Here is a 26,436-nt window from a genome sequence, read left to right on the forward strand (position 1 = left end):
ATGAACAGCATAAAACTAGAATGGAAACGTGGTGACTGGGCGGCTTACTTTGGGCTGATGACCAACAACCTGACTAACCTGCTGACAATGATGGGGCTGCTCATTTTTGTCGTCGGGATCCCTACCGAAATTGTCTATGGTCGCATTGCGCCTGCCTTTGGTCTGGCGGTGCTGGTGGCCAGCGTCTGCTACGCCTGGTTTGGCCTGCAGATGGCAAAGCACACCGGGCGTAACGACGTAACGGCGCTGCCGTCCGGACCGAGTGCACCGTCAATCTTCACCGTGACCTTCCTGGTGCTGATGCCGGTTTATCAGCAAACCAAAGATGCCAACTTCGCTATCCAGATAGCCCTGGTGTGGTGCTTTGTCGAAGCGTTGATCCTGGTCGGCGGCTCCTTCCTGGGCGAGACCATCCGCAAGATGATCCCGCGTACGGTACTGCTTTCTTGTCTGTCCGGCCTGGGGCTGTTGCTGCTGGCGATGAACCCGATGCTGCAGGCATTCGAAGCGCCGACGGTTTCTTTCATCGTCCTGTTGCTGATCTTCATTAACTGGTTCGGTAAGAAGCCGATTTTTGCCCGTATTCCTACCGGTTTACTGCTGCTGATTGCCGGTACGGCCCTGGCGTGGATCTCCGGTTTACAAAGCCCGGAAGCCATTAAAGCTTCGATGTCTTCCTTTGGCTTCAACCCGCCGGAAATTCATGTCGACAGCTTCTTGCAAGGTTTACCGCACGCACTGCCGTATCTGGCTTCTGCAGTTCCTTTGGGCCTGGCGAACTATATTTTTGACCTTGAGAACATTGAAAGTGCGCACGCGGCGGGCGATGAGTACAACACCCGTAAGGTCATGATGGCGAACGGCTTTGCCTCCATGCTCGGCTGCATGCTGGGTAACCCGTTCCCGGTGACCGTATATGTTGGGCATGCGGGCTGGAAAGCGATGGGCGCCAGCATCGGCTATACCCTCGCTTCAGGCATCACCATGTTCCTGGTGCCGCTGTTTGGGCTGGGCGCGTTTATGCTCGCCATTATTCCGATGACCGCGATAGTGCCGATTCTGGTGTTTATCGGCGTGGTGACCGCCAACCAGGTGGTGCGAGAAACGCCCAAAGTCGAGGTTCCCGTTATCTTCATCTGTCTGTTCCCGTGGATCGCCAACTGGGCATTAACCATCGTCAACAGCGTGATGGGTGCCGCCGGAACATCCGCGGGGAAACTGGGTAGTGACTTGCTGCACAGCAAAGGTGTCTATTACGACGGACTGGTGCATCTGGGAAGCGGCGCACCGCTGGCCAGCATGCTGTGGGGCTGCGTCGCTATCTTCGCCATTATGAACAAGCCGTTACGCGGGGCGATTGCCGCAGCCTTTGGCGCGCTGTTATCGCTGTTTGGCGTGATTCACTCCCCGGCGGTTGGCTTTGCGGAAGGCAGCTCGATGATGTTTGTTGTGGCCTACCTGATGATGAGTGGCATGTTTGTCCTCAAGCATGTTCTTGATAGCCGTGAAGCGGTGACTGCGCCTGAGCAGGAACCAACGAAAACGACCTGAATTGCCTGCAAGCGGAAGATAACACTATGAAAGAACTTGTGGTCGTTGCCATTGGCGGCAACAGCATTATCAAAGATAACGCCAGCCAGTCGATTGAACACCAGGCTGAAGCGGTGAAAGCGGTAGCGGATACGGTGCTGGAGATGCTGGCATCGGACTACAACATTGTGCTGACGCACGGTAACGGGCCACAGGTAGGGCTGGATCTGCGGCGTGCGGAAATCGCGCACGAGCGTGAAGGGCTGCCGCTTACCCCGCTGGCAAACTGCGTTGCCGATACGCAGGGCGGTATCGGTTACCTGATCCAACAGGCGCTGAATAACCGTCTGGCGCGGCGCGGTGAGCAGAAGGCAGTTACGGTGGTCACGCAGGTGGAGGTCGACAAAAACGATCCGGGCTTCGCTAATCCGACCAAGCCCATTGGAGCGTTCTTTAGCGAAGTGCAGCGTGATGAACTGCAGCGGGTCAATCCGGGCTGGCGCTTTGTTGAGGATTCGGGGCGCGGCTACCGTCGGGTAGTCGCCTCTCCACAACCGAAGCGCATTGTCGAGGCGGAGGCGATCAAAACGCTGACCCAGCAAGGCTTTGTGGTTATTGGCGCGGGTGGCGGCGGGATCCCGGTGGTGCGTAGCGATCAAGGGGATTACCAGAGCGTGGACGCGGTGATTGATAAAGATCTCTCCACGGCGCTACTGGCGCAGGAGATCCGCGCCGACATTTTGGTTATCACCACCGGCGTCGAGCAGGTCTGTATTCATTTTGGCAAACCCAACCAGCAGGCGCTGGATACGGTGGATGTTGCAACGATGACCCGTTACATGCAGGAGGGTCATTTCCCGCCTGGCAGCATGTTACCCAAGATCGTTGCCAGCCTGGCGTTTCTGGAGCGTGGCGGTAAACGAGTGATCATCACCACGCCGGAATGCCTGCCTGCCGCACTGCGCGGCGAAACGGGCACCCATATTGTCCATTCCTGAGAGGAGACGTGAATGAAGGAAAGTAACAGCCGCCGTGAATTTTTAAGCCAGAGCGGAAAAATGGTGACCGCTGCCGCGCTGTTTGGCGCGGTCGCTCCGGTCGCGTATGCTGCTAATCCTGTCGGGAACACCTGCGGGTCGAAGAGCACAATGACGATTAACGATAAACACTATTACCTGGATAACGTCCTGCTGGAAGCGGGCTTTGATTACGAAAACTCGGTGGTGGTGCACACCCGTACCGCGCTGCAAACCGTTGAAATCCAGGACGGAAAAATCGTTGCGCTGCGCGAGAATAAGCAGCATCCGGATGCGACGCTGCCGCACTATGATGCGGGAGGAAAGCTGATGCTGCCCGCCATGCGCGACATGCACATCCATCTGGATAAAACCTTTTACGGCGGTCCCTGGCGTTCGCTGAACCGTCCGGCTGGCACCACTATTCAGGATATGATCCGCCTGGAACAAAAGCTGCTGCCTGAACTCCAGCCTTATACGCAGGAGCGTGCGGAAAAGCTGATCGATCTACTGCAGTCAAAAGGCACCTCGATCGCGCGCAGCCACTGTAATATCGAACCGGTTTCCGGGCTGAAAAATCTCGAAAACCTGCAGGCGGTACTGGCGCGTCGCCAACCGGGTTTTGCCTGTGAAATCGTGGCGTTTCCGCAGCATGGCCTGCTGTTATCAAAATCTGAACCGCTGATGCGCGAAGCGATGCAGGCGGGAGCGCATTATGTCGGCGGTCTGGACCCCACCAGCGTCGATGGGGCGATGGAAAAATCCCTCGACACCATGTTCCAGATTGCGCTGGATTACGATAAAGGCGTAGATATCCATCTGCATGAAACCAGCCCGGCGGGTGTGGCGGCGGTGAATTACATGGTGGAAACGGTGGAGAAAACGCCACAGTTAAAGGGCAAACTGACCATCAGCCACGCGTTTGCGCTGGCAACGTTGAACGAACAGCAGGTAGACACGTTGGCGGGCCGTATGGCGGCGCAGCAGATTACCATTGCCTCGACGGTGCCGATCGGTACCTTGCACATGCCGCTCAAGCAGCTGCGCGATAAAGGCGTGGAAGTGATTACCGGAACCGACAGCGTAATTGATCACTGGTCGCCGTACGGGCTGGGAGACATGCTGGAGAAGGCGAATCTGTACGCCCAGCTCTATATTCGCCCCAATGAGCTTAACCTGTCGCGTGCGCTGTTTCTTGCCACCGGCGATGTGCTGCCGCTAAACGATAAAGGTGAGCGCGTCTGGCCAAAAGCGCAGGATGAAGCCAGCTTTGTACTGGTGGATGCCTCCTGTTCGGCAGAAGCGGTCGCGCGAATTTCCCCACGCACCGCGACCTTCCATAAAGGGCAACTGGTGTGGGGGAGTGTCGAAAGCTAGCCTGGTTTTACGCGCAGCGGCAAGCGCTGCTGCGCTCTCTTGGTGTTAACCGACGATCCCCATATAGCCGTGAATCCCCATATATAAGCCGACCATCGCAATGAGCACACTGGAAAAATAGGGGGCTTTGCGTGCCATCGTGTTAAATCCGCTCCAGCGTTTGGCCGCCTGCTGCACGCTGATTGCCGCTCCCACGCCCACCGTTACGAGCGTCAGCGCCAGCCCGAGGCTGAAGCACAGCACCATGGTCGCACCCAGCGTGAAGGCTTTGAGCTGGATGCAAATCAGCAGCACCGTAATGGCGGCTGGGCACGGGATAAGCCCGCCGGTCAGACCGAACAGTAATATTTGGCCGTTGGTGACCTCTTTGCCCGCAAAGCGGCGCTGAATATCGGTGGCATGCGCCCGTTCGTGGGCATCCTGATACTCTTTCGATCCTTCGGTGAGTCCTGCCAGTGCGGCATGGTCGTGATTATGCTCGTGTTCGTGATGATGATGATGATCGTCATCGTGGTCATGATGGTGGTGATGGTCATCATGATCATGGTGGTGGTGATGCTCGTGATTGTGGTCGTGATGCGTCTGGGCCAGCCAGTTCTGCTCTCCCTGCCAGGTTCGCCAGAACATCCAGAATGCGGTCCCGAGAATAATAATCGCCGAGACAAACTGCAGCCAGGGCTCAACGGCCTGGGCAGTAAACGCTTTGCTGATATACATCCCGCCGAGCGCAATCAGCCATACCACGGCGGTATGCGACAGCGTTGCTGCCAGCCCCAGCATCACTGCCTGTTTGATGGTCCCCTTAATGGCAATAATAAAGGCCGCCATCATCGTCTTGGAATGCCCCGGCTCCAGGCCGTGTAACACACCCAATAGAATCGCGCTGGGAATGAAAAACCAGGCGTTACCTTGCTGAAGAAGCGTAGAAAACTCACCCATGAGAATGATTCTTAGTTGTTTAATTTCGCCTGATTCTACTCCCCCCCAGTATCAAATACTACCCCCCAGTAGAATGTCGATGGTATTGTCCCTACAGCCAGACGTTAAAAAGGTAAAGTTATGTCACATACGATCCGCGACAAACAAAAGCTGAAAGCCCGAACCAGCAAGATTCAGGGGCAGGTAGCGGCGTTGAAAACCATGCTGGATGAACCGCATGAATGCGCGGCAGTATTGCAGCAAATAGCGGCGATCCGCGGGGCAGTAAACGGATTAATGCGTGAAGTGATTAAAGGTCATCTGACCGAGCACATTGTGCATCAGGGCGATGAAATTAAGCGCGAAGAGGATTTGGATGTGGTCCTGAAAGTGCTGGATTCGTACATCAAATAAGTCAGTTTAACGGCTCATCCACGTTCAATACCGTCCAGTTAAGCATGTAGGGTGAACATGTGATTCTTTCTCAGGGTTCCGTTCACCTCAGCAGTGTTATTTTTCTGAAGCATTGATACCCGTGAACGTGTAAAGGGCGTTCTTCGCCACGCCCTTTACAATCCCGGCTCCCGGCGGGAAAATTGCCGCTCCGCGGTCCCCTCCGCTTATTCCTCCAGGCTACCGGGTCGGGCGCGAGGAAGCATCCCTGCAAAGCGCGCCCTGAGCCAGCATCCATGCTGGCTCTCCCGGGCTTACGGAAACACGTCGGCAATTTTCAGCCGGACCAGCCCACACCTCACCATCTGCGTTTTTGGTCTGAACAGCAAAACAGATTTAACTGGAAATCAGAGCGTTGAAGCGATGACTCGGGTCCGGCTGAAAATCGATGAGGAGTTGACGTCTGACCGGGGCTGTCCGCAGGGATGCGGACAGAGGGGACGGGCTGCATGGACGCAGGCTCGGCCCCGACCCGACAGGCAGACGGCATAAGACGAATGAATCGCGTAGCGACGATTTTCCCGCCGGGAGCCTGGGTTGCAAGGGAGGCGGCGGTGAGCCTCCCTTGCACGTTCACAGGAATCGGTGCTTCAGAGAAACGATGAACATGAGGTGAACGGAACCCTTCTCTGAGATAGCATGTTCATTACTTCCGCCAACACAGGTTGAAACTTTCTGAAATTGAGTCGTTAACTGAACGACATCGCACCCACTTTCAGGAGAATGAGCCGTTAAACAACACGTTCTAGCCAAAAAACATCACAGATACGCACAGCAGACCGACAATCAGGGTGATCAGATTACCCACTGAACGGTACGGCTTCAGCGCCGGGATCAGATAGGTAGACAATGTCGGCATGATAAACAGAATCATGGCAATCAGCGGGCCGCTTATCGCGTAAATCATTGAAATGGCATTAGGATTAATGTAGCAGATGATAAACGTGATAGCCGAGACCAGCATGATGGACAGAGCGCGGTTAAAGGCCCGGCTTTTCTTCACACCCACCTGATGCAACGACGTTTTTACTACCTCCGTTGCCCCTTCAATCACGCCAAAGTAGGTGCCGAGGAATGATTTTGACATCGCGACAACGGCAACGATGATCCCGGAAATCGACAGCCATGCCGGTGCGTTTGGCATCATCGACAGCGCGGAAAGAATCGTCACGCCTTCATTTTTCGCGTCTTCGATATAGTTTGTCGGAATCGAAAGCAAGCAGCTGAAGACGAAAAACAGTACGCTCAGGCAGATGATGACGTAGGCTACCTTCATGATTTTTTTGCATTTACCCATGGCCTGCTCGCCGTATTTCTCTCGTCTGTCGATGGCGAACGTAGAGATAATTGGCGTATGGCTAAAAGCGAAAACCATCACGGGAATAGATATCCAAACCTGATGAAGCGTGTGCTGATCGAAAGACATCTGGCCGGTGAGTAGCGTTGGCTGCCAGCTTCCGGTCAGGTAGAGCGAAAGGAACAAAAAGTACGCGATGAGCGGGAACACCAAAAAGCCCATGACCCGAATAGTGGCTTGTCGGCCCATCAGAAAAATCAGGTTCAGCACCAGCACCACGCCAAGGCTGACCAACATGCGGATCCGCAGATCGATAGTGATATGTTTTGCCAGCTGTTCAGTGAGTGAATTGGTTATCGCTACGGCGTAGATCAGCACCACCACAAAGAAGGCAATAAAATAGAGGGTGGTGATCAGGCTGCCAATCTTCTTGCCGTAGTAGTGGGTAACCGCGCCAGTGATCCCTTCACCAGCCGACGTTTTTGAGGACAGGATAAACTGACACAGCGCCTTGTGCGGCCAGTAGGTTAAAGGCCAGGCGACGAGTGCGGTGATAAACAATACCACCGCGCCTGCAGAACCCAGCTGTATGGGTAGGAATAGGGTTCCTGCGCCGACGGCAGTCCCATATAGTGCGAAGCTCCAGAGAGTCTCTTCTTTTGACCAAAATTTCGACATTATTTGAACGTATCAACTATAAAATAAACAAAAAGAAGCGCAATTTACCACAAATGGCAGGGGCTGGGGGAGGTGTGAACAAGAGGGCGAGTGAATGGGACAATAGCCGGAACCGAGAAGATTCCGACTATTATTTTAATTATCAGGCAGTAACGCGCTGCTGGCGGCGCTTCATAACGCGCTCGCGTAACGTGTCATAAGCCCAGTTATAGAACATGGTGTACGGCAGGAAGAACAGGAAGAAACCTATTTCCAGCGTGAATGCCTGAACCAGGCTGACGTTCAGCACATACGCCACGATGCTCACCCCGATCACAATAAAACCGCTCTCGAAGCCTAAGGCGTGAAATGCTCGCACTTTCGCCGTACGTTTTACCAGGTGTGACGGCCACAAACGGTCAAACAGGGCGTTATAAATGATATTCCAGATCATCGCTGTGGTGGCGAGAAGAATGGTCAGTCCGCCCATTTCCAGCACCGAGCGCTGCATCAACCATGCGGTGGTTGGTGCGAGGATCGCGGTGGCAATGCCTTCAAAGCAGACGGCATGAAAAATACGCTCCACTAACGAGCGGCGTTGGACAGTGTCGTGTTGCATAACCTAAAACCTTCTTTGATGCCCGGATAACGGAATGGTGGCAATTTTATCGTTTTATGTGATATCTAAAAGATAGTATCCATCGATAAAGTAGATAGCTCATGCGTTATTCTCCTGAAGCATTAACGGCATTTGTGGAGACCGTTTCCTGCGGTTCATTTTCTGCGGCGGCCCGGCGGCTACGTAAAAGCCAATCCACTATCAGTACGGCCATTGCGCATCTGGAAGCCGATCTTGGTTTTGCGCTGTTTGACCGCTCATCCCGCCAGCCAACGCTGACCGAGGAAGGTAAGCGGGTGTTGGGCTATGTGCAGGCTATTCTGACGGCCAGCGAACGTCTCGATGAGGCGGCGATCTCGCTGTCGGGGGAAACTGAGGCGCGTCTGACCTTTGTGCTGTCTGACACGCTGCATCCGGATGTGCTGGAAGAGTTGATGGTGCAGTTTGATCGCAAGTTTCCCCATACCGAGTTTGAATGCCTGATTGGTGAAGATGAAGACGTGATCGATCTGCTGCAAAAAGGACGTGCTCAGGTGGGGTTGATCGAGGCGCGGGAAGATTACCCGACCGACATGGGCGTTACGCGTCTGCCGATGCAAACCTGGATGGGATTATACGTTGCAGCGTCGCATCCGCTCGCGGCTCAAGAAAAACTGCAGTGGGAGCAGCTACACACCTGGCGCGAGCTGCGTTTGAATACCTATCTGGAAAGCGGCACCAACGTGGCGCGCGGCCCCGTCTGGTCTGCTCCTAACTATCTGTTATTGCTAAGTATGGCTGTTCAGGGATTCGGCTGGTGCGTGCTCCCTTGTGCGCTGGTGGAGGAGTTTGCGGCAGAAAAACCACTGGTGCAATTAAAGATGCCTGGCTGGCCAAAGGCTATCTCTATCGATCTGTTGTGGAATAAGAAATCACCGCCTGGTGTGGCAGGAAGCTGGTTGCGTGACCATTTACAGCAGAGTGGCGTTCAGATGACCAATAAGTGATACGAATTTCCTTTGTGATAAAAATCACCGTTTTTAAACAACCTTGATAACTATTTTTAACAATCATCTACTATTGCGGTGTTATTTTGCGCTGAGGTAGTGATGAAAGAGGTTGTGATCGTCGGGGCATTAAGGACACCGATTGGCTGCTTCCAGGGGACGCTGGCGCGCCACTCTGCCGTTGAGTTAGGCAGCATGGTGGTCAAGGCGTTACTGGAACGCACGGGCGTGGACGTTCACGCTGTGGATGAAGTGATCCTCGGACAGGTGCTTACCGCAGGTGCCGGGCAGAACCCTGCGCGTCAGTCTGCCATCAATGGTGGGCTACCCAATACCGTTTCCGCCATCACCATTAACGATGTCTGTGGCTCGGGTCTGAAAGCGCTGCATCTGGCGACCCAGGCTATCCAGTGTGGCGAAGCCGACATTGTGATTGCGGGCGGGCAAGAGAATATGAGCCGTGCACCGCATGTCCTTACCGATAGCCGCACTGGCGCACAGCTGGGGAACAGCCAACTGGTCGACAGCCTGGTACATGACGGTCTGTGGGATGCCTTCAACGATTATCACATGGGCGTTACCGCGGAAAACCTGGCGCGAGAATACGGAATCAGCCGCGAATTGCAGGATGCCTACGCGCTGCACTCGCAGCACAAAGCGCGGATGGCAATTGATGCCGGACGCTTTAAAGATGAAATCGTGCCGGTGGTAACACAGCGTAACGGGCAATCGTTCGTGGTGGATACCGACGAACAACCGCGTACCGATGCCAGCGCCGAGGGGCTGGCGCGTCTGGATCCTACCTTTGACAGACTCGGTTCGGTAACGGCGGGTAACGCGTCATCCATCAACGACGGTGCCGCTGCGGTGATGATGATGAGCGAGGCCAAGGCGCAGGAACTTAACTTACCTGTGTTGGCTCGTATTCGCGCCTTTGCCAGCGTCGGAGTCGACCCTGCGCTCATGGGGATTGCGCCAGTGTATGCAACGCGCCGCTGCCTTGAGCGCGTGGGCTGGCAACTGGCTGATGTTGATCTTATCGAAGCTAATGAGGCCTTCGCCGCGCAGGCATTATCCGTTGGGAAAATGCTGGAGTGGGATGAACGGCGGGTGAATGTGAACGGCGGGGCCATTGCGCTCGGCCATCCGATTGGCGCTTCTGGCTGTCGTATTCTGGTTTCGCTGGTACATGAAATGGTGAAACGTCGGGCGCACAAGGGCCTGGCAACACTGTGTATTGGTGGTGGTCAGGGGGTGGCGCTCGCTATCGAACGAGACTAATCCCCGTCATACTTCAAGCTGCATGTGCGTTGGCTTTACTCGCTCACCCCAGTCACGTACTTATGTACGCTCCGGGGAATTCGCTGCGTCGCCGCGTGATTCGGCCTTACGGCCTCACCCCTTCGGGGCCAGCGCAAGCGCTGTTCAAAACGGCCGGGAAGTTTTGTCCTGCAACTCGAATTATTTAGGGTATATATTTTTCCTCTCGAACAGTTTTCTGCCGTGTTATCTCTTCCTCTATAAAAAAGCCCTCCAACAGGAGGGCAAGGCCAGTTACAGAAACATACACTCTAAACCCTGCCAACATATCAAAACGTTGTTTCATTTCATGTGATTGATAGCGCACTTTGTTAGAAAAGGTGTGTGAATGACGTATGAGCCTGGCTGTATTTTCAATATCTTATCCCTGCCACTAATGATCTACTCTTTTGTGTTTTTATCTATCTAATTGTTTTAAGTGATTTTATTGAAACCATTTTGCGATTTATATGCGCTAGCGTGATCGCACTTACACTTTTGATAATAAGATGCGTAAAAAGTGAAACATCGTTTTAGTTATAATTGAAAACACATTCAGGGAGGGATATCATGAGCGCATAAGATAAAACGGAACAGCGTTTTGCTATTCGTTTAAGCATTCACGGTCAATTTATCACTGGAGGTAAATGTGGACGTAAGACAAAGCATCCATAGTGCGCATGCGAAAACCCTGGACACTCAGGGGCTGCGTAATGAGTTTTTGGTCGAAGAAGTGTTTGTCGCAGATGAATACACCATGGTCTACAGCCACATCGACCGCATCATTGTTGGCGGCATTATGCCAGTGGCCAAAACCGTCTCTGTGGGTGGCGAAGTCGGCAAACAGCTGGGCGTAACCTATTTCCTCGAACGTCGTGAGCTGGGTGTGATCAATATCGGCGGCCCGGGCACGATTACCGTTGACGGCCAGTGCTATGAAATTGGTCATCGCGACGCGCTGTACGTCGGAAAAGGGGCAAAAGAAGTGGTATTCGCCAGTATTGATACGGCGAAACCGGCGAAGTTTTACTACAACTGCGCGCCGGCACACACGACTTACCCAACTAAGAAAGTCACGCCTGCAGACGTTGCGCCAGTGACGCTGGGCGATAACCTCACCAGTAACCGTCGTACCATCAACAAATACTTTGTGCCGGATGTTCTGGAAACCTGCCAGTTGAGCATGGGTCTGACTGAACTGGCACCGGGTAACCTATGGAACACCATGCCGTGTCATACCCATGAACGTCGTATGGAAGTCTATTTCTATTTCAATATGGAAGAAGACACCTGCGTCTTCCACATGATGGGTCAGCCTCAGGAAACGCGTCATATTGTGATGCACAACGAGCAGGCGGTGATTTCTCCGAGCTGGTCTATTCACTCCGGTGTCGGCACAAAAGCTTATACGTTCATTTGGGGCATGGTCGGCGAAAACCAGGTCTTTGATGATATGGACCATGTTGCAGTAAAAGATCTGCGCTAGTTGCGGGCGACAGCCGTGCCTGTTGCGGCGGGCATTATAAAAAATTAAGGATTTACAATGATTTTGAATGCATTCTCTCTTGAAGGTAAAGTCGCCGTTGTGACCGGTTGTGACACAGGTTTGGGTCAGGGTATGGCGCTGGGTCTGGCTGAAGCGGGCTGCGATATCGTCGGTATCAACATTGTTGAACCGACAGAAACCATCGAACGCGTGACCGCATTGGGCCGCCGTTTTTTAAGCCTGACCGCCGATCTGCGTCAAATCGATGGTATTCCGGCACTGCTGGAGCGCGCAGTGGCAGAATTCGGCCATATCGATATTCTGGTCAACAACGCGGGTCTTATCCGTCGTGACGATGCGATCGACTTCAGCGAAAAAGACTGGGATGACGTGATGAACCTGAACATTAAGAGCGTGTTCTTTATGTCTCAGGCCGCGGCGAAGCACTTTATCGCTCAGGGTAACGGCGGCAAAATTATCAATATCGCCTCTATGCTTTCCTTCCAGGGCGGGATCCGCGTGCCGTCTTACACCGCATCTAAAAGCGGCGTAATGGGTGTTACCCGTCTGATGGCGAACGAGTGGGCAAAACATAACATCAACGTCAACGCGATTGCACCGGGTTACATGGCGACGAATAACACTCAACAGCTGCGTGCTGATGAGCAACGTAGCGCAGAGATCCTCGATCGTATCCCGGCGGGTCGTTGGGGTCTGCCGAGCGATCTGATGGGGCCTGTCGTGTTCCTGGCGTCCAGCGCATCTGACTATATCAACGGCTATACCGTTGCAGTAGATGGCGGCTGGCTGGCACGTTAATTCGCTTTCCTGAACCGTCAAACCCTGCCCTCTGGCAGGGTTTTTTTATATTCGGATCATTAAAATCCATATTGTGGTTATAAATTATTCCATATTAAATTTCATACGTATAAATTTATTGTTTTTAATATTCTTTAATATCAATGAATTAAATTTAATTGAGTGATTGTCGGTAAATTTTAAAATTGGAATATCCATCACATAACCATGTGGTGTAGCTATTTAATCCATGTTTTTGCCGTTTCCCGCCTGACGCTTCCTGCAAGGGATCCCTTACTTTCAATGGCATGGTTACTCTGTATCTGGCAGGAAAAAATGGTCTCAATAAATAATGATGCTGCTTTAGCGCCGCGCCCAGTGCGCGATACGCGACGTATGAATATGTTTGTTTCTATCTCTGCGGCTGTCGCAGGGTTGTTATTCGGCCTGGATATTGGCGTGATTGCTGGCGCGTTGCCTTTTATCACCGATCACTTTGTGTTGACCAGCCGCCTGCAGGAGTGGGTGGTAAGCAGCATGATGCTGGGTGCGGCAATTGGTGCGCTGTTTAACGGTTGGTTGTCATTCCGCCTGGGGCGCAAATACAGCCTGATGGCGGGCGCGATCCTTTTCGTCGTCGGATCTCTGGGCTCGGCGCTTGCCTCCAGCGTAGAAATGCTCATTTTTGCTCGCGTGGTGCTGGGCGTAGCGGTGGGGATCGCGTCTTACACCGCACCACTCTATCTCTCTGAAATGGCCAGCGAAAACGTGCGTGGCAAGATGATCAGTATGTATCAGCTGATGGTGACGCTGGGCATCGTTCTGGCCTTTTTGTCCGATACCGCGTTCAGCTACAGCGGTAACTGGCGCGCTATGCTTGGCGTGCTGGCGCTTCCGGCTGTATTGCTGATTATTCTGGTTGTTTTCTTGCCCAACAGCCCGCGCTGGCTGGCGGAGAAAGGTCGCCACATCGAAGCTGAAGAAGTACTGCGCATGTTGCGCGATACGTCAGAAAAAGCCCGCGATGAGCTGAACGAAATCCGTGAAAGCCTGAAGCTGAAGCAGGGTGGTTGGGCGCTGTTTAAAATTAACCGTAACGTGCGTCGTGCGGTTTTCCTCGGAATGTTACTGCAGGCGATGCAGCAGTTCACCGGGATGAACATCATCATGTACTACGCGCCGCGCATTTTTAAAATGGCGGGTTTTACCACCACAGAGCAGCAGATGATTGCCACGCTGGTAGTTGGCTTAACGTTTATGTTCGCCACCTTTATTGCCGTCTTCACGGTCGACAAAGCAGGACGTAAACCGGCGCTGAAAATTGGTTTCAGCGTAATGGCTATCGGGACGCTGGTGCTTGGTTATTGCCTGATGCAGTTTGATAACGGCACGGCTTCCAGTGGGCTATCCTGGCTGTCAGTTGGCATGACGATGATGTGTATTGCAGGCTATGCGATGAGCGCCGCGCCGGTGGTGTGGATCCTGTGTTCGGAAATTCAGCCACTGAAATGCCGTGATTTTGGTATTACCTGCTCCACCACCACCAACTGGGTGTCGAACATGATCATTGGCGCAACGTTCCTGACGCTGCTCGACAGCATTGGCGCTGCCGGTACGTTCTGGCTTTATACCGCGCTGAACGTCGTGTTTATTGGCATCACGTTCTGGCTGATTCCAGAAACCAAAAACGTCACGCTAGAGCATATCGAACGTAAGCTGATGGCAGGCGAGAAGTTAAGAGATATTGGGGTGTAAGTCAGACAAGCATGCCGGATAGCGGTTCAGCCTTATCCGGCCTGCGAGTGGAGTCTCTTACAGGCCGGGAAAGCGTCAACGCGACCCGGTTTTTTTATTTAGCACCTTACCCGTGCAGAAAATCTTCGCGAATTGGGGTAAAGGTATCCAGCAGCGTTCCCGGTTTTAAGCAGACGCAGCCATGCATAATGTTGGGCTGTTTATACAGGGTATCACCTGCCCTAACGACATGCTTTTCTTCGCCGATGGTAAATTCAAACTCACCGGACAACACGTAAGTCAGCTGCTCATGCGGATGATTGTGCATCGGGCCGATTGCGCCTTGCTCGAAGTTCACCTCAACCGCCATCATGTTACCGCCGTGAGCAAGAATGCGCCGGGTAACGCCATTGCCCAGATCGTCAAGCGTGGTCTCTTTATGAAAAATAAACATCCGGCCTTCCTGTAATTAATTAAAACAATGTTTCATTAAAGCTATATCAGAAAATTAAAAAAAGAAATGCACGCCAACAGATGTGGAAAGTTGATCACATCTTTGGTTCACTGGAGAGACAACAACGAGTCAGGGGAAATGATGAAAACGATCGGTCTGTTAGGCGGTATGAGCTGGGAATCTACCATTCCTTATTACCGACTCATTAATGAAGGGGTAAAACAGCGTCTGGGTGGCCTGCATTCGGCACAGATTCTGTTGCACAGCGTGGATTTTCACGAGATTGAAGCCTGTCAGTCAAGCGGTGACTGGCAGCGAGCCGGTGAGATCCTCGCGCAGGCCGCCACAGGGCTACAGCAAGCCGGGGCGCAAGGAATTGTGCTGTGTACCAACACCATGCACAAAGTTGCTGAGGCGATTGAAAGCGCCTGTGATGTGCCGTTTCTGCATATTGCTGACGCGACGGGGCGGGCGATACAAAAGCAGCAGATGAACAACGTGGCGCTACTGGGTACGCGTTACACCATGGAGCAGGATTTTTACCGCGGGCGTTTACAGACTGAATTCGGCATTAGCACGTTGATCCCTGAAGCTGCTGATCGTCAGAAAATAAACCAGATTATTTTCGATGAGCTGTGTCTCGGTGAATTCAGCGAGGCTTCCCGCGATTATTACCTGGGCGTCATCGACCAACTGGCGAAACAGGGGGCGCAAGGGGTGATCTTTGGCTGTACCGAGATTGGTCTGCTGGTTCCCACCGAGCTAAGCCCACTACCGGTTTTCGACACCGCGGCAATCCATGCGCAAGATGCGGTGGCGTTTATGCTTTCGGCTGCGGATGCAAAATAGCCTCCAGCGGGTCAATAAGCCTCGGTAGATGGGCTTGCAGATGCGCCGTAAAAGCATCAACCAGCGCCGAGGCGGGGCGATGAAGCGGGTGAATCAGGCTGACTGTAAAGGGTACCGAAATACTGAAGCGGCGGATAACGACTCCGCTGCTGGCGTAATCCAGCGCGGTCAGTGGGTTCACCACCGAGATCCCCACACCTGCCCGTACCATTGCACAAATTGAAGCGGCGCTATGGGTTTCAATCACCATGCGGCGCTTCACCTGGTGCTCATTAAACAGTGTATCCAGTAGCTGACGGTAGCTGTCGGTGCGCGACAGGCTGATGTAGTTTTCTCCCTGAAAATCCTGCGGCGTTAACACCGCTTTCTTAGTCAGCGGATGGCCCTGCGGCAGCACGCACACTTCATCCAGCGCCAGCAATTCGGTGCGTTTCGTTCCGGCAGGCGTATGCAGCGTTTCCGTTAACCCCAGATCGTGGCGCTGCGCCGACAGCCACTCTTCCAGCAGCGGTGACTCCTGCGGCACTATCTGAATATTGACCTGTGGATAGCGAGCGAGGAATGGCTGCAGCAGCGGCGGTAAAAAAGACTGTGAGAATACCGGCAGGCAAACAATCGACAATTCGCCTTGGCGAAACTCGCGCAGGCTTTCGGCGGCGCTCACAATTCTGTCCAGGCCATACCACGAACGTTGCACCTCTTCAAACAGACGTAACCCTTGCACGGTTGGATGCAGTCGGCCACGCGTACGTTCAAACAGCGTTAATCCCAGCACTTTCTCGAATCGGGCCAGTTCCCGGCTGACGGTGGGCTGCGAGGTATGTAGCATGCGCGCGGCTTCTGTCAGATTACCTGCCGTCATGATGGCGTGAAAAATTTCGATGTGTCGCAGGTTAACGGCGGGCATGGGCAATCCTCGAATGAATCAATCCATATCATTTTTGCATAGACTCACGATAAAACGATATTTTTTATTCTTTTCGGACTGTGGCGTAATCATAAAAAAGCCAATACCGGAGCACACCATGCCACGCCCACTCAATAGTACTGACACTGACCTGACCGCCGACAACCTGCTGCGCCTGCCTGCCGAATTCGGCTGCCCGGTGTGGGTCTATGATGCTCAGATTATCCGCGGGCAGATTGCCAAATTGAGTCAGTTTGACGTGGTGCGTTTCGCCCAAAAGGCATGTTCGAATATTCATATTTTGCGCCTGATGCGCGAGCAGGGCGTGAAGGTTGATTCCGTCTCGCTTGGCGAAATTGAACGTGCGCTGGCGGCAGGCTTCGTACCGGGGAAAGATGAAATCGTCTTTACCGCCGATATGATTGATGAAGCGACGCTTGCGCGGGTGCATGAATTGCGCATTCCGGTAAATGCCGGGTCGGTGGATATGCTGGAACAACTGGGCCAGGTCTCGCCGGGCCATCGCGTGTGGCTACGCGTAAACCCTGGCTTTGGGCATGGGCACAGTCAGAAAACCAATACCGGCGGCGAAAACAGCAAGCACGGGATCTGGTATAGCGATCTTCCCGCGGCGCTGGAGGTGATTCAGCGCTATAAGCTGAAGCTGGTGGGGATTCATATGCATATCGGCTCCGGCGTGGACTATGCGCATCTGGAGCAGGTGTGCGGTGCGATGGTGCGCCAGGTGGTTGAATTTGGCCAGGATCTGGAGGCGATCTCCGCAGGTGGTGGTTTATCAATCCCGTATCGCGAAGGCGAAGAGGCGATCGATACCGATCACTACTTTGGATTGTGGAACGCTGCGCGTGAACAGATTGCTAAACACCTGGGTCACCCGATCGCGCTTGAGATAGAGCCTGGTCGTTTTCTGGTCGCGGAAGCTGGCGTGTTAGTGGCGCAGGTACGTAGCGTAAAAGAAATGGGTAGCCGTCACTTTGTGCTGATCGATGCGGGCTTCAACGATCTAATGCGCCCGGCCATGTACGGTAGCTATCACCATATCTCAGCGCTGTCAGGAGATGGTCGCTCTCTGGAGCACACACCGCAACGGGAAACCGTGGTAGCCGGGCCGCTGTGCGAATCTGGTGACGTGTTTACCCAGCAGGAAGGCGGAAATGTGGAAACCCGTCTGTTGCCTGCGGTGGTGCCGGGCGATTATCTGGTGCTGCATGATACCGGGGCGTACGGCGCGTCAATGTCGTCAAACTACAATAGCCGTCCGCTGCTGCCGGAAGTTTTGTTCGATAACGGCGTGGCGCGGCTGATTCGCCGTCGCCAGACCATTGATGAGCTATTAGCGTTGGAATTAATCTGATTACAGCGTTGTGAAATGCCGGATGGCGCTACGCTTATCCGGCCTACAAGATTAACTGCGCCGCCATCCGGCATTTGATTACTTAAAGTATGGCCCGAGCGTTACTGAGTCACGTAGTACCAGTTTGCCGGTGAACGGTGGGATTGGCTCGACGCTCTCGCCGTTGGCCAGCCGGATAGCCTGGTCGATTGCCGTGGTTATCATGGTATCAATCGGTAGATAAACGGTAGACAGCCCCGGCTCCAGCCATTTGGCGCTGGGCGCATCATCAAAACCAAACAGTGAGACGTCCGTTGGGATCCTTAGCCCGGCCTGATGTAACGCTTTTGATGCGCCTAATGCCATGTCATCGTTACAGGCGAACAGGGCGCTAAATTTCACCCCTTCCTCCAGCAGTTCACGGCAGGCCTCATAGCCTCGCGTCATCGTGGAGTCGCCGTATTTGACCTTATCGGGATCCCAGGGAATACCGTTTTTTTCCAGCGCTTTACGATACCCCATCAGGCGTGATTTACCGGTAGGCGTATGGCCAGGCACAGTGATACAAGCAATATCGCTATGGCCCTGCGAGATCAGATAATTGACCGCCTGATAGGCCGCGTCTTCCTGTTCAAAGAAAATTGCGCGATCGCGGGCCTGGCTGACATCACGGTTGATGACCAGCAAGGGCATAGCAATGCTGTTCATCAACGACATAATCGCCTTTTCACTCATATAGCGGGTATAGAGAATAATGGCGTCGCACTGCCTGTCCGCCAGCATTTGCACGGCTTCCTGCTCACGCTCTGGTGTGTCGTGGCCGTCGGTGACGATCAACTGCTTGCCGTGAGATTCCGTCTGGCGTGAAGCCTGTTGCAGCAGGCGGCCAAAGTAGAATCCATCAAATGTGGAAACTACCAGACCAATGCTGTTGCTGGTGCGGTTTGCCAAAGAGCGCGCTAAAAAATTAGGCCGATAATCAAGTGCCTGCATGGCCTTAAACACTTTCTGGCGCGTGCTCTCTTTTACCTGACCCGTGCCATTCAGTACGCGCGAAACGGTCGCTTTTGAGACGCCTGCGTGTCGTGAAACGTCCAACATCGTAGTCATAACGCTATCCTGGTTATTCGTTTGACGATGAATTCCCCGGCTCTGTCAGCGTCGAAACGGAATGGCGACGCACCAGAGTTGGGTTAAAAACGTGGGTAATTTCAGGCACGGGACGCTTCTCCGCCAGCGCGAGCGCCAGTTCGGCAGCCTGGGTTGCCATCGTCACGATCGGGTAGCGCACCGTGGTCAGACGCGGGCGCACGTAGCGGGAAACCAGCACATCATCAAAACCAATCAGCGAGATTTCTCCCGGCACATCAATGCCGTTATCATTCAATACGCCCATGGCACCAGCCGCCATTGAGTCGTTGTAGCAGGCTACCGCAGTGAAGTTTTTGCCACGGCCAAGTAACTCGGTCATAGCCTGTTCACCGCCGCTTTCATCCGGTTCACCAAACGTTACCAGTCGATCGCTGACAGGAATATTGCTCTCTGCCAGCGCGTCGTAATAGCCTTGCAGACGATCTTCCGCATCTGAAATCGTGTGATTGGAGCACAGATAACCAATGCGCGTATGGCCCTGCTGAATGAGGTGTCGGGTCGCGAGCCAGGCGCCGAAACGGTCATCAAGGGCAACGCAGCGTTGTTCGAATCCCGGCAGAATTCGGTTAATCAATACCATGCCGGGGATTTGCTTCATGAGTGATGCCAGCTCAGCATCCGGGATAATTTTCGCGTGGACAACAAGGGCTGCGCAGCGGTGGCGAATGAGCTGTTCAATCGCCTGTCGTTCCTTCTGTTCGTTATGGTAGCCGTTACCAATCAGTAAAAAATTACCGGTGTTATACGCCACCTGCTCGACAGCTTTAACCATTGCCCCAAAAAATGGATCGGACACATCTCCAACCACCAGACCGATGGTTTCAGTGGATTGTTGTGCCAGCGCACGCGCATTGGCGTTGGGGTGGTAGCTGAGTGATTCCATTGCACTCGTTACGGCCAGGCGCGATGCTTCGCTGGCTTTAGGAGAATCATTAATCACTCGAGAAACGGTGGCGACTGATACACCAGCTAGTCGGGCTACATCCTTTATGGTCGCCATGATAGTACCTGTTGTGGGTAAACGCTTACATTCCGTCAGTGTTACGGAAAATGGCTGGCTGTTCAAGCAGATTGCCCGTCAGAACGTCGCAAATGTGAGCGCAAACGAGCGAAGTAAGACAGAAAATAGAAAATGCTAATTTTTGCTTACACTTTGCGATGTGCTGTTGCGATTGTTCGCTGGTGAGAGAACTGAGCAGATTGCTAGAGTTGAGATCCCAGAGGTATTGATAGGTGAAATCAACTTTCGGGTTGATCACTAGAATTACACCAGCCTGCGCAGATGCGCAGGTTTTTTTTTACCTTCAGTCTATCTGTAACAGTAACCGATAATTTACACAACTCGTTGCATTTGGGTTCATTTCTTTGCGTTTTCGCACTGGCGTATCTGGCTGCTGACGACCACAATCAAGATCCCAGAGGTATTGATTGGTGAGATTATTCGGTACGCACTTCGTACCTGTCTCTTGCACCAACCTGCGCGGATGCGCAGGTTTTTTTTCGGATTGTATTTACCAGTTACCTGTCGCGCCAATTCCCCAACTCGTATACTCTCCCACCATTGATGTTTATATAATTAATGGCACAGGGAGTTGAGATGCTATTTGGCTTTTTTCGTAATCTGTTTCGCGTGCTTTTCCGCGTTCGCGTCACGGGCGATGTCAGCGCGCTACAGGGAGAACGCGTTCTAATCACTCCCAACCATGTCTCATTTATAGACGGCATCCTGTTGGCGCTCTTTTTACCGATTCGTCCCGTCTTCGCTGTTTACACCTCGATCAGCCAGCAATGGTATATGCGCTGGCTAACCCCGCTGATTGATTTTGTACCGTTAGATCCAACCAAACCGATGTCGATTAAACATCTGGTTCGTCTGGTCGAACAGGGCCGTCCGGTGGTTATTTTCCCGGAAGGACGTATTTCGACCTCCGGCTCGTTAATGAAAATTTATGACGGCGCGGGGTTTGTTGCCGCTAAGTCGGGGGCGACGGTGGTTCCTGTGCGCATTGAAGGCGCGGAGCTTTCCCGCTTTAGCCGCCTGAAAGGTTTGGTTAAACAGCGATTCTTCCCGCGCATCCGCTTACACATCCTACCGCCGACACAACTGCCGATGCCGGAAGCTCCGCGTGCTCGCGATCGCCGCAAAATTGCCGGAGAGATGCTGCATCAAATTATGATGGAAGCACGCATGGCGGTTCGTCCGCGTGAAACGCTATACGAGTCGCTGCTGGCGGCGAAATACCGTTTTGGCGCAGGCAAAAACTGCATTGAAGATGTTAACTTTACCCCGGACAGCTACCGCAAGCTGCTGACAAAGACGCTCTTTGTGGCCCGTATTCTGGAAAAATACAGCGTCGAAGGTGAAAAAATCGGCCTGATGCTGCCAAACGCGGGGATCAGCGCAGCGGTCATTTTTGGCGCCATTGCGCGCCGACGCATTCCGGCCATGATGAACTACACCGCGGGCGTGAAAGGATTAACCAGTGCCATTACTGCGTCTGAAATTAAAACGATCTTCACATCCCGACAGTTTCTCGATAAAGGCAAACTCTGGCATTTACCGGAACAGCTCACCCAGGTGCGTTGGGTTTATCTGGAAGACTTAAAAGCTGATGTGACCTTTAGCGATAAGCTGTGGATTTTCTCACATCTGCTGGCACCGCATCTGGCGCAGGTGAAGCAGCAGCCGGAAGACGCTGCGGTGATCCTCTTTACTTCTGGTTCAGAAGGCCATCCGAAAGGTGTGGTTCACAGTCATAAAAGCATTCTGGCGAACGTTGAGCAGATCAAAACGATTGCCGATTTCACCGCCGATGACCGTTTTATGTCGGCGCTGCCGCTGTTCCACTCCTTTGGCCTGACGGTGGGATTATTCACGCCGCTACTGACTGGCGCAGAAGTGTTTCTTTATCCCAGCCCGCTGCATTACCGCATTGTGCCAGAGCTGGTATACGACCGGAACTGCACCGTGTTGTTTGGTACTTCAACGTTCCTCGGCAACTACGCGCGTTTTGCGCATCCGTACGATTTCCACCGCCTGCGCTATGTGGTGGCGGGAGCGGAAAAACTTCAGGACAGCACAAAGCAGCTGTGGCAGGAGAAATTTGGCCTGCGCGTTCTTGAAGGCTATGGCGTGACGGAATGTGCGCCGGTTGTGTCGATTAACGTACCAATGGCGGCAAAATCGGGAACGGTAGGGCGCATCTTGCCTGGTATGGATGCTCGACTGTTGGCTGTTCCGGGAATTGAGGACGGTGGGCGTTTACAGCTGAAAGGTCCTAATATTATGAGCGGCTATTTGCGCGTCGAAAAACCTGGCGTGCTGGAAGTGCCGACAGCAGAAAATGCGCAAGGTGAGATTGAGCGCGGCTGGTATGACACCGGAGACATCGTGCGCTTTGATGAAAACGGCTTTGTACAGATTCAGGGGCGCGCTAAGCGATTCGCTAAAATTGCCGGAGAGATGGTTTCGCTGGAAATGGTTGAGCAACTGGCGTTGGCGGTATCCGCAGACAAAATGCACGCCACGGCGATCAAGAGTGATGCCAGCAAAGGTGAGGCGCTGGTGCTGTTCACTACCGACAGCGAGCTGACACGTGAAAAACTACAGCAGTATGCGCGGGCGCACGGTGTACCTGAACTTGCCGTACCGCGTGATATTCGCCATCTGAAGCAACTCCCCTTACTCGGCAGCGGTAAGCCGGATTTTGTTACGCTGAAAAGCTGGGTCGATGAGCCGGAAAAACAACATGAGTGAGTCAGTGCACACTAACACTTCAATCTGGTCCAAAGGGATGATGTCCGTTATCGCCGCGCAATTTCTGTCGGCGTTTGGCGATAACGCGTTGCTGTTTGCTACGCTGGCGTTGCTGAAGGAGCAATTTTATCCGGACTGGAGTCAGCCAATCCTGCAAATGGTGTTTGTGGGCGCTTACATTCTGTTTGCTCCCTTTGTGGGACAGGTGGCGGATAGCTTTGCCAAAGGCAGAGTGATGATGTTCGCGAACGCTCTGAAACTGCTGGGCGCGGCGAGTATTTGCTTCGGCATTAATCCGTTTCTTGGGTATACGCTGGTGGGGATCGGCGCGGCGGCATATTCACCGGCCAAGTACGGCATTCTCGGTGAACTGACTACCGGCGACAAACTGGTGAAGGCTAACGGCCTGATGGAAGCCTCCACCATTGCCGCGATTTTGCTCGGTTCTGTCGCCGGCGGCGTTCTGGCCGACTGGCACGTGATTGCCGCGCTTTCTGCCTGTGCCCTGGCCTATGCTGGCGCGGTGGTGGCTAACCTGTATATCCCGAAACTGGCCGCGGCTCGTCCTGGCCAGTCCTGGCATCTGGGGAAAATGACGCGCAGTTTCTTCTGTGCTGCTTCATCGTTGTGGCGTAATGGCGAGACGCGTTTCTCGCTGGTGGGAACCAGCCTTTTTTGGGGCGCGGGTGTTACGCTGCGTTTTCTGCTGGTGCTGTGGGTCCCGGTGGCGCTCGGCATCACCGATAACGCCACACCGACCTACCTCAATGCCATGGTAGCAATCGGGATTGTGGTCGGTGCGGGTGCGGCAGCGAAGCTCGTAACGCTGGAAACCGTGTCGCGCTGTATGCCTGCGGGGATCCTGATTGGCGTCGTGGTGCTGATTTTCTCTCTTCAACATTCGCTGCTTCCGGCTTACGCATTGCTGATGCTTATCGGCGTGTCGGGTGGCTTCTTTGTGGTACCGCTGAATGCGTTGCTGCAGGAACGGGGTAAGAAAAGCGTCGGCGCGGGTAATGCGATAGCGGTGCAAAACCTGGGCGAAAACAGCGCGATGCTGTTGATGCTCGGTATTTACTCACTGGCGGTGCTGGTGGGGATCCCGGCTGTTGCGATTGGTATTGGATTTGGTGCACTGTTTGCGCTGGCGATTGCGGCGCTGTGGATTTGGCAGCGCCGCCATTAGTCTGTTGTATGCTGTTGCCGGATGGCGGCGTTGCCTTATCCGGCCTACAGGATGCTCACTTTGTAGGCCTGATAAGCGCAGCGCCATCAGGCGCTAATCGTCACGGTTCGAGATGAGCATGCTATGAATGTGCCGGATGGCGGCGTTGCCTTATCCGGCCTACAGGATGCTCACTTTGTAGGCCTGATAAGCGTAGCGCCATCAGGCGCTAATCGTCACGGTGCGAGATGAGTATGCTATGAATGTGCCGGATGGCGGCGTTACCGTATACGGCCTACAGGGCGTTCACTTTGTAGGCCTGATAAGCGTAGCGCCATCAGGCGCTAACTGTTACGGTGCAGGATAGGTATACACCTGATGCACCGCTTCAATCTCTGCCAGTACTTCTTCGCTCAACTCCAGATGCAGGCTTTCAACGTTGGTTTTTAGCTGCTCCATCGTCGTGGCGCCCAGCAAAGTGCTGGCGACAAACGGCTGACGACGCACGAATGCCAGCGCCATTTGCGCAGGATCCAGATTATGGCGTTTCGCGATATCTACATAGGCCGCAACGGCTTTCTGCGTCTGCTCGCCGCTGTAGCGCGTGAAACGACTAAACAACGTATTGCGTGCACCGGCAGGTTTCGCGCCGTTCAGGTATTTCCCGGTTAACGTACCGAAGCCCAGGCAAGAGTAAGCCAGCAGCTCAACGCCTTCATACTGGCTCACTTCAGCCAGTCCAACCTCAAAGCTGCGGTTCAGCAGGCTGTAGGGGTTCTGGATGGTGGCGATGCGTGGCAGATCGTGTTTGTCCGCCAGGTGCAGATAGCGCATCACGCCAAACGCGGTTTCATTAGAAACGCCGATGTAGCGAATTTTCCCGGCGCGCTGAAACTCGGCCAGAGCGTCCAGCGTATCGAGAAGGGAAACGACCGGCGCGGAGTCTGTCCAGCTGTAGCCTAACTTACCAAAACAGTTGGTCGGGCGCTGCGGCCAGTGAACCTGATACAGATCCAGATAATCGGTTTTCAGTCTTTTCAGGCTGTCGTGCAGCGCTTCACGGATATTTTTACGGTCCAGCGCCTGATTCGGTCGAATGCCGCTGTCGTTGTTACGTGATGGTCCGCTGACCTTAGACGCAACGATCAGCTTTTCGCGGCTGCCGTGTTTGGCGAGCCAGTTACCTACGTAGGTTTCGGTGAGACCCTGGGTTTCAGGACGCGGCGGTACCGGATACATCTCGGCAACGTCGATCAAATTAATGCCCTGTGCTACGGCATAATCGAGCTGTGCATGTGCGTCGGCTTCGCTGTTTTGTTCACCAAACGTCATTGTGCCCAGCCCCAGTGTACTGACTTCCAGCGAGCTGTGGGGTATACGGTGATATTGCATAGCCGTTTCCTTTTTATAATCACGACATAAGGATTATAAAAATGGCTGAGGGAAGAGAAAAAGGGAAGTAAAATTGTTAAGGCCAGCGCGCTGCTGACCTCAACCATCAGCGTTCAATGATTTGAGACACATCATCGCGGTTAATCTGCATCGCATTGCCCTGCTGGTCGTGATAGCTCACCAGACCGGTATCATCGTCAATTTCTGGTTTTCCATCGGTCAGGATCATTCGACCATCTTTTGTCGCCATTACATAATCGCTGCTGCATCCGGAAACGGCAAAAGCCAGTCCTACGGCGGAAATCAAAACTGCCCATTTTTTCATCTGCTTATCCTCACATGGCCTGCGTCTGACAATAGTTTAGTAATAACGCGAAGTTGTGCAGGGTGAAAGCAGTAAAATCTTAAACTGTGAGAAGGGGTAGGTGTGGCTGGCATTCGCTCCCCTTGCGGGGAGCGATGGATTTCATCAGAGCGGATTTTTTTTATTACGCCACAGGTTCAGGGTCTCTACCGCGATAGAGAAGAACATGGCGAAATAGATATATCCTTTCGGAACGTGGACGTCGAAACTTTCCAGAATCAGCGTAAAACCGACCAGAATCAGAAACGAGAGCGCCAGCATTTTTACCGAAGGGTGGCGATCGACAAACTCACCAATCGGGCGAGCAGCAAACATCATCACGCCTACGGCAATCACCACCGCCGCCATCATGATAAACAGATGATCGGACAAACCAACCGCAGTAATCACGGAATCCAGACTGAAGATAATGTCTAACAACATGATCTGCACAATCGCGCCCAGGAAAGAAGATACGCGGGTTTTTAACCCCTCTTCCTCACCTTCAATGGATTCGTGGATCTCTTTACTGGCTTTCCAGATCAGGAACAATCCCCCCAGCAGAAGGATCAGGTCGCGTGCTGATATCGCCTCGCCAAACAGCTCGAATAACGGGTTTGTCAGCCGCGTTACCCAGGCGATAGAAGCCAGCAGTGCCAGACGCATGATCATCGCCGCCGCCAGCCCAATACGTCGGGCATGATTGCGTTGCGCTGTCGGGAGTTTGGCTACAACCAGAGAAAGGAAAATAATATTGTCGATCCCAAGAACGATCTCCAGCAGCGTCAGCGTACCGAGCGCAAGCCAGGCGTTAGGATCGGTTATCCATGCAAATAACATCGAACAAAGTCCTGCCAAAAAAAAGAAGCGGTAATTATAGGCCCGTAACGCGG

At 53.4% G+C, this 26,436-nt stretch carries 23 protein-coding genes; 13 read left to right on the top strand and 10 right to left on the bottom strand.

Features of this window, described 5'->3' with window-relative positions; all coding sequences use genetic code 11:
* The 3 genes from BZK40_RS03610 to BZK40_RS03620 are packed head-to-tail and all read left to right on the top strand — an operon-like array spanning position 1 to position 3,923.
* Complete coding sequence (locus tag BZK40_RS03610) at positions 1-1,551, top strand: hypothetical protein (RefSeq protein WP_003825560.1); 1,551 nt, start codon at positions 1-3, stop codon at positions 1,549-1,551.
* Between the two features lie 26 nt (positions 1,552-1,577).
* The gene (locus tag BZK40_RS03615) at positions 1,578-2,528 is read left to right on the top strand and encodes a carbamate kinase family protein (protein WP_079934172.1); all 951 of its coding nucleotides are present in this window, start codon (positions 1,578-1,580) and stop codon (positions 2,526-2,528) included.
* A 12-nt stretch (positions 2,529-2,540) separates the two neighbouring features.
* Positions 2,541-3,923: an amidohydrolase family protein gene (locus BZK40_RS03620; RefSeq protein WP_079934173.1), complete on the top strand. Its 1,383-nt coding sequence runs from the start codon at positions 2,541-2,543 to the stop codon at positions 3,921-3,923.
* Between the two features lie 45 nt (positions 3,924-3,968).
* Here the strand turns inward: BZK40_RS03620 and BZK40_RS03625 are convergent, their stop codons facing one another.
* Positions 3,969-4,862, bottom strand: coding sequence for a nickel/cobalt efflux protein RcnA (locus BZK40_RS03625; RefSeq protein ID WP_079934174.1), 894 nt, complete (start codon positions 4,860-4,862; stop codon positions 3,969-3,971).
* A 120-nt stretch (positions 4,863-4,982) separates the two neighbouring features.
* On the opposite strand from BZK40_RS03625, the gene rcnR reads away from it, so the two are divergent.
* Positions 4,983-5,255 carry a Ni(II)/Co(II)-binding transcriptional repressor RcnR gene (rcnR, locus tag BZK40_RS03630; protein WP_003825567.1) on the top strand — a complete coding sequence of 91 codons (273 nt, stop codon included), beginning with the start codon at positions 4,983-4,985 and terminating at the stop codon, positions 5,253-5,255.
* A gap of 784 nt (positions 5,256-6,039) precedes the next feature.
* On the opposite strand, the gene BZK40_RS03645 is transcribed toward rcnR, so the two are convergent.
* Both BZK40_RS03645 and BZK40_RS03650 read right to left on the bottom strand, forming a co-directional pair.
* On the bottom strand, positions 6,040-7,269 hold the full coding sequence (locus tag BZK40_RS03645; RefSeq protein WP_079934176.1) for an amino acid permease: 1,230 nt from the start codon (positions 7,267-7,269) through the stop codon (positions 6,040-6,042).
* Positions 7,270-7,411: 142 nt separating this feature from the next.
* A complete protein-coding gene (locus tag BZK40_RS03650) occupies positions 7,412-7,867 on the bottom strand; it encodes a multidrug/biocide efflux PACE transporter (protein WP_008785723.1) in 456 nt (151 codons plus the stop codon).
* A 101-nt stretch (positions 7,868-7,968) separates the two neighbouring features.
* Here BZK40_RS03650 and BZK40_RS03655 point away from each other — a divergent pair, with 101 nt between their 5' ends.
* From BZK40_RS03655 to araE, 5 genes are all read left to right on the top strand, one after another.
* Complete coding sequence (locus tag BZK40_RS03655; protein WP_079934177.1) at positions 7,969-8,853, top strand: LysR family transcriptional regulator; 885 nt, start codon at positions 7,969-7,971, stop codon at positions 8,851-8,853.
* A 102-nt stretch (positions 8,854-8,955) separates the two neighbouring features.
* Positions 8,956-10,134 (top strand): acetyl-CoA C-acetyltransferase, encoded by a 1,179-nt coding sequence (locus BZK40_RS03660; RefSeq protein WP_032944867.1) that lies wholly within the window; start codon positions 8,956-8,958, stop codon positions 10,132-10,134.
* A gap of 667 nt (positions 10,135-10,801) precedes the next feature.
* Entirely contained in the window at positions 10,802-11,638 is an 837-nt protein-coding gene (kduI, locus tag BZK40_RS03665) for a 5-dehydro-4-deoxy-D-glucuronate isomerase (RefSeq protein ID WP_008785720.1), read from the top strand.
* 57 nt (positions 11,639-11,695) lie between these two features.
* Positions 11,696-12,457: a 2-dehydro-3-deoxy-D-gluconate 5-dehydrogenase KduD gene (gene kduD / locus BZK40_RS03670; protein ID WP_003033923.1), complete on the top strand. Its 762-nt coding sequence runs from the start codon at positions 11,696-11,698 to the stop codon at positions 12,455-12,457.
* 315 nt (positions 12,458-12,772) lie between these two features.
* Positions 12,773-14,191 (top strand): arabinose-proton symporter AraE, encoded by a 1,419-nt coding sequence (gene araE, locus BZK40_RS03675; protein ID WP_079934275.1) that lies wholly within the window; start codon positions 12,773-12,775, stop codon positions 14,189-14,191.
* 106 nt (positions 14,192-14,297) lie between these two features.
* On the opposite strand, the gene BZK40_RS03680 is transcribed toward araE, so the two are convergent.
* The gene (locus BZK40_RS03680; protein ID WP_071446038.1) at positions 14,298-14,624 is read right to left on the bottom strand and encodes a cupin domain-containing protein; all 327 of its coding nucleotides are present in this window, start codon (positions 14,622-14,624) and stop codon (positions 14,298-14,300) included.
* Between the two features lie 141 nt (positions 14,625-14,765).
* Here BZK40_RS03680 and BZK40_RS03685 point away from each other — a divergent pair, with 141 nt between their 5' ends.
* Complete coding sequence (locus BZK40_RS03685; RefSeq protein WP_079934178.1) at positions 14,766-15,473, top strand: aspartate/glutamate racemase; 708 nt, start codon at positions 14,766-14,768, stop codon at positions 15,471-15,473.
* On the opposite strand, the gene BZK40_RS03690 is transcribed toward BZK40_RS03685, so the two are convergent.
* Entirely contained in the window at positions 15,445-16,380 is a 936-nt protein-coding gene (locus BZK40_RS03690; protein ID WP_008785717.1) for a LysR family transcriptional regulator, read from the bottom strand. The genes BZK40_RS03685 and BZK40_RS03690 overlap by 29 nt on opposite strands.
* Before the next feature lie 118 nt (positions 16,381-16,498).
* Between BZK40_RS03690 and lysA the strand changes: the two genes are divergently transcribed.
* A complete protein-coding gene (gene lysA / locus BZK40_RS03695; protein WP_048215624.1) occupies positions 16,499-17,755 on the top strand; it encodes a diaminopimelate decarboxylase in 1,257 nt (418 codons plus the stop codon).
* 78 nt (positions 17,756-17,833) lie between these two features.
* Here lysA and BZK40_RS03700 read toward each other — a convergent pair whose 3' ends face one another.
* The gene (locus BZK40_RS03700; protein ID WP_008785715.1) at positions 17,834-18,844 is read right to left on the bottom strand and encodes a LacI family DNA-binding transcriptional regulator; all 1,011 of its coding nucleotides are present in this window, start codon (positions 18,842-18,844) and stop codon (positions 17,834-17,836) included.
* A gap of 13 nt (positions 18,845-18,857) precedes the next feature.
* Positions 18,858-19,886 (bottom strand): HTH-type transcriptional regulator GalR, encoded by a 1,029-nt coding sequence (galR, locus tag BZK40_RS03705; protein ID WP_048215625.1) that lies wholly within the window; start codon positions 19,884-19,886, stop codon positions 18,858-18,860.
* 597 nt (positions 19,887-20,483) lie between these two features.
* Here galR and aas point away from each other — a divergent pair.
* Together aas and lplT are read left to right on the top strand one after the other, a co-directional pair.
* Positions 20,484-22,643 carry a bifunctional acyl-ACP--phospholipid O-acyltransferase/long-chain-fatty-acid--ACP ligase gene (aas, locus tag BZK40_RS03715; RefSeq protein ID WP_003825593.1) on the top strand — a complete coding sequence of 720 codons (2,160 nt, stop codon included), beginning with the start codon at positions 20,484-20,486 and terminating at the stop codon, positions 22,641-22,643.
* Complete coding sequence (gene lplT / locus BZK40_RS03720; protein ID WP_008785713.1) at positions 22,636-23,829, top strand: lysophospholipid transporter LplT; 1,194 nt, start codon at positions 22,636-22,638, stop codon at positions 23,827-23,829. Before aas ends, lplT begins: the two co-directional genes overlap by 8 nt.
* Positions 23,830-24,159: 330 nt before the next feature.
* On the opposite strand, the gene BZK40_RS03725 is transcribed toward lplT, so the two are convergent.
* The 3 genes from BZK40_RS03725 to BZK40_RS03735 form a co-directional block, all read right to left on the bottom strand.
* The gene (locus BZK40_RS03725) at positions 24,160-25,200 is read right to left on the bottom strand and encodes an NADP(H)-dependent aldo-keto reductase (protein ID WP_003825597.1); all 1,041 of its coding nucleotides are present in this window, start codon (positions 25,198-25,200) and stop codon (positions 24,160-24,162) included.
* 106 nt (positions 25,201-25,306) lie between these two features.
* Positions 25,307-25,525, bottom strand: coding sequence for a lipoprotein YgdR (ygdR, locus tag BZK40_RS03730; protein ID WP_000758660.1), 219 nt, complete (start codon positions 25,523-25,525; stop codon positions 25,307-25,309).
* Between the two features lie 144 nt (positions 25,526-25,669).
* Positions 25,670-26,383 carry a TerC family protein gene (locus tag BZK40_RS03735; RefSeq protein WP_003033961.1) on the bottom strand — a complete coding sequence of 238 codons (714 nt, stop codon included), beginning with the start codon at positions 26,381-26,383 and terminating at the stop codon, positions 25,670-25,672.
* Positions 26,384-26,436 lie beyond the last annotated feature (53 nt).

Source organism: Citrobacter portucalensis, assembly GCF_002042885.1.
Taxonomy (GTDB): Bacteria; Pseudomonadota; Gammaproteobacteria; order Enterobacterales; family Enterobacteriaceae; genus Citrobacter; species Citrobacter portucalensis.

What these genes read in the sequence shown, in the direction of transcription:
- BZK40_RS03610 (WP_003825560.1), top strand. Translation starts at nt 1, where the DNA reads ATGAACAGCATAAAACTAGAATGGAAACGTGGTGACTGGGCGGCTTAC.
- BZK40_RS03615 (WP_079934172.1), top strand. Translation starts at nt 1,578, where the DNA reads ATGAAAGAACTTGTGGTCGTTGCCATTGGCGGCAACAGCATTATCAAA.
- BZK40_RS03620 (WP_079934173.1), top strand. Translation starts at nt 2,541, where the DNA reads ATGAAGGAAAGTAACAGCCGCCGTGAATTTTTAAGCCAGAGCGGAAAA.
- BZK40_RS03625 (WP_079934174.1), bottom strand. Translation starts at nt 4,862, where the DNA reads ATGGGTGAGTTTTCTACGCTTCTTCAGCAAGGTAACGCCTGGTTTTTC.
- rcnR (WP_003825567.1), top strand. Translation starts at nt 4,983, where the DNA reads ATGTCACATACGATCCGCGACAAACAAAAGCTGAAAGCCCGAACCAGC.
- BZK40_RS03645 (WP_079934176.1), bottom strand. Translation starts at nt 7,269, where the DNA reads ATGTCGAAATTTTGGTCAAAAGAAGAGACTCTCTGGAGCTTCGCACTA.
- BZK40_RS03650 (WP_008785723.1), bottom strand. Translation starts at nt 7,867, where the DNA reads ATGCAACACGACACTGTCCAACGCCGCTCGTTAGTGGAGCGTATTTTT.
- BZK40_RS03655 (WP_079934177.1), top strand. Translation starts at nt 7,969, where the DNA reads ATGCGTTATTCTCCTGAAGCATTAACGGCATTTGTGGAGACCGTTTCC.
- BZK40_RS03660 (WP_032944867.1), top strand. Translation starts at nt 8,956, where the DNA reads ATGAAAGAGGTTGTGATCGTCGGGGCATTAAGGACACCGATTGGCTGC.
- kduD (WP_003033923.1), top strand. Translation starts at nt 11,696, where the DNA reads ATGATTTTGAATGCATTCTCTCTTGAAGGTAAAGTCGCCGTTGTGACC.
- araE (WP_079934275.1), top strand. Translation starts at nt 12,773, where the DNA reads ATGGTCTCAATAAATAATGATGCTGCTTTAGCGCCGCGCCCAGTGCGC.
- BZK40_RS03680 (WP_071446038.1), bottom strand. Translation starts at nt 14,624, where the DNA reads ATGTTTATTTTTCATAAAGAGACCACGCTTGACGATCTGGGCAATGGC.
- BZK40_RS03685 (WP_079934178.1), top strand. Translation starts at nt 14,766, where the DNA reads ATGAAAACGATCGGTCTGTTAGGCGGTATGAGCTGGGAATCTACCATT.
- BZK40_RS03690 (WP_008785717.1), bottom strand. Translation starts at nt 16,380, where the DNA reads ATGCCCGCCGTTAACCTGCGACACATCGAAATTTTTCACGCCATCATG.
- lysA (WP_048215624.1), top strand. Translation starts at nt 16,499, where the DNA reads ATGCCACGCCCACTCAATAGTACTGACACTGACCTGACCGCCGACAAC.
- BZK40_RS03700 (WP_008785715.1), bottom strand. Translation starts at nt 18,844, where the DNA reads ATGACTACGATGTTGGACGTTTCACGACACGCAGGCGTCTCAAAAGCG.
- galR (WP_048215625.1), bottom strand. Translation starts at nt 19,886, where the DNA reads ATGGCGACCATAAAGGATGTAGCCCGACTAGCTGGTGTATCAGTCGCC.
- aas (WP_003825593.1), top strand. Translation starts at nt 20,484, where the DNA reads ATGCTATTTGGCTTTTTTCGTAATCTGTTTCGCGTGCTTTTCCGCGTT.
- lplT (WP_008785713.1), top strand. Translation starts at nt 22,636, where the DNA reads ATGAGTGAGTCAGTGCACACTAACACTTCAATCTGGTCCAAAGGGATG.
- BZK40_RS03725 (WP_003825597.1), bottom strand. Translation starts at nt 25,200, where the DNA reads ATGCAATATCACCGTATACCCCACAGCTCGCTGGAAGTCAGTACACTG.
- ygdR (WP_000758660.1), bottom strand. Translation starts at nt 25,525, where the DNA reads ATGAAAAAATGGGCAGTTTTGATTTCCGCCGTAGGACTGGCTTTTGCC.
- BZK40_RS03735 (WP_003033961.1), bottom strand. Translation starts at nt 26,383, where the DNA reads ATGTTATTTGCATGGATAACCGATCCTAACGCCTGGCTTGCGCTCGGT.